The sequence below is a fragment of the Microbacterium sp. genome (assembly GCF_036566905.1).
GTDB lineage: Bacteria > Actinomycetota > Actinomycetes > Actinomycetales > Microbacteriaceae > Microbacterium.
The window spans coordinates 1-2,032 of record NZ_DATCVK010000132.1; the positions used below are offsets into that span (position 1 = coordinate 1).

Here is a 2,032-nt window from a genome sequence, read left to right on the forward strand (position 1 = left end):
GTTCATCATCCAGAGCACCTGGTCGATGCCCTGCGCACCGATGACCAGGGTGATCACGGCGAACGTGGTGCCGTCCTTCGAGAGCATCACCGATGCCTGGCCGTTCGTGTCGGCTTCGGTGATGTCCACGCCGTTCCAGAAGTGCGTGTGGAAGGCGCGCACGAACTTCGCGACGCGCTCGCGACCGACCACCGGGAACTTGGACGCGCGCACGACTCCGCCGCCATCGGTGTACGACACCACGTCTTCGGCGAGCATCCGCTCGAGCTGCATGAGATCACCGGTCTTCGCCGCGGCCAGGAACGCGGTGAGGAGCCGCCGCTGTTCGGACTGGGGCACTTCGCGTCGGCGTTCACCGGTGAGGTGCTTCCGCGCGCGCGAGACGAGCTGGCGGGCCGCAGCCTCGGAGACCTGCACGATCTCGCAGATCTGCTCGTACGGGTACGCGAACGCCTCGCGCAGCACGTAGGCGGCCCGCTCCGTCGGGGTGAGGCGCTCGAGCATGACGAGCACGGCGAAGCCGAGCGCCTCGGCACGCTCGGCGCCGAGCGTCGGGTCAGCGCTCGTGTCGACCGGCTCGGGCAGCCAGGGCCCGATATAGGTCTCACGTTGGCTCCGCGCCGACTGCAGGGCATTGATCGCAAGGCGAGTCGTCGCCGTCGCGAGGAATGCCGGAGTGTCCTGCACGACCGTGCGGTCGGTGCCCTGCCATCGCAGCCAGGCCTCTTGGACGATGTCCTCAGCCTCGCTGGCGCTGCCGAGCATGCGGTACGCGATGCCGAAGAGCCGCCCGCGCACGGCTTGGAAGGCGGCGAGCGCGTCGTCGAGGTTCGCTTCCATGTTCTGATCCTGTCAGTCGGTGGAGGACGACAGCAGTCCTTTCCAACTGAGACCGGAGAGCACGCGCAGTTGTGACGAGATCCGCGAGATTCGATGCAGGATCTCTGACAAGCAAGCGTGGTGTGGGTGCGCGGGACCGGCAGTCGACCGCGCACCCAGCAGCGATACGCGAACGCCGACTACGCGGCCGCCCGGTTGCCGCTCACTCCGCGCACGGCTTCGAGGATCGTGGCTGCCACCGCCTCGGGCTGCGAGACACTGACGGCGTGCGAGGCTCCCGTGAGCTCGGTCGTGCCGCGCGAGCCCGCGCGCTCGGCGCCCGCGCGGTGCACGGCGACCGGGATGTTGCGGTCCTCGCTGCCGAAGACGTGCCATGACGGGCGGTCCTTCCAACCGGGAATCGTCGCCTGCACGGCGTCCGTCAGCGCCGCCTCCGTCACCGGGCGCTGGGTCGCACCCATCAGGCCCGCGACCTGCACGGGCACGTCGGCCGCGAACTGGTCGTGGAAGGCGGGGCGGCGGATCACGAACTCGATGCCGCCCGTCGAGATGGGGCGCGCGTCGAGGGCGTCGCCCAGCGTCGAGCCGGGCTCGCTCGCCGAGAGCGAGAAGGCGCTGTCGCCGGGTTCGGGCACGAACGCCGCGGCATACACGAGGCCCGCGACCTGGTCGTTGCCTGCGGATGCCTCGCTGATGACGAGCCCGCCGTACGAGTGGCCGACGAGCACGACGGGCCCGTCGATCGAGGCGATCACGTCGCGAACGTACGCGGCATCGCCGGCGAGGCTGCGCAGCGGGTTCGCGACCGCGACCGAGGTGACGCCCTCGGCGTAGAGCGCGGCGATGACCCCGTTCCAGCTGGCGGACTCGGCGAAAGCGCCGTGCACGAGCACGACGGTCGGCTTCTGATCTGACATGGCTGTTCCCCTTCTCGAACCGCTCCCGCCGTCTGCGGGGCGATATCAGCTCAGACCGGGCACGACGGCGGATTGTGACCGGGACCGGAGCAGCACGCGTTCTCCGGCCCGGCCGTCACAACTCCGCCATCCGTTCGGTCATTGCTCATGACAGGCTCGGCCGAGTCGTGAGGCAAGAGCGGGAGTACTGGGTTTCAGGCGGCTTCTCCGGAGGTTGCGCCAAGCAGACCACGGCTGGTCCCACCCGCCGCCGATGCCTGTCGCGACCAGTGGAT

Annotated in this window: 2 protein-coding genes; both read right to left on the reverse strand. The window is 69.5% G+C overall.

All coding sequences use genetic code 11. The features are described from left to right. Positions 1-840, reverse strand: an 840-nt coding sequence (locus VIP82_RS10310; RefSeq protein WP_331908227.1) for an RNA polymerase sigma-70 factor, incomplete at its 3' end; no start/stop codon positions are given. A 179-nt stretch (positions 841-1,019) separates the two neighbouring features. Then, positions 1,020-1,757, reverse strand: a complete 738-nt coding sequence (locus tag VIP82_RS10315) for an alpha/beta fold hydrolase (RefSeq protein WP_331908229.1) — start codon at positions 1,755-1,757, stop codon at positions 1,020-1,022. Positions 1,758-2,032 lie beyond the last annotated feature (275 nt).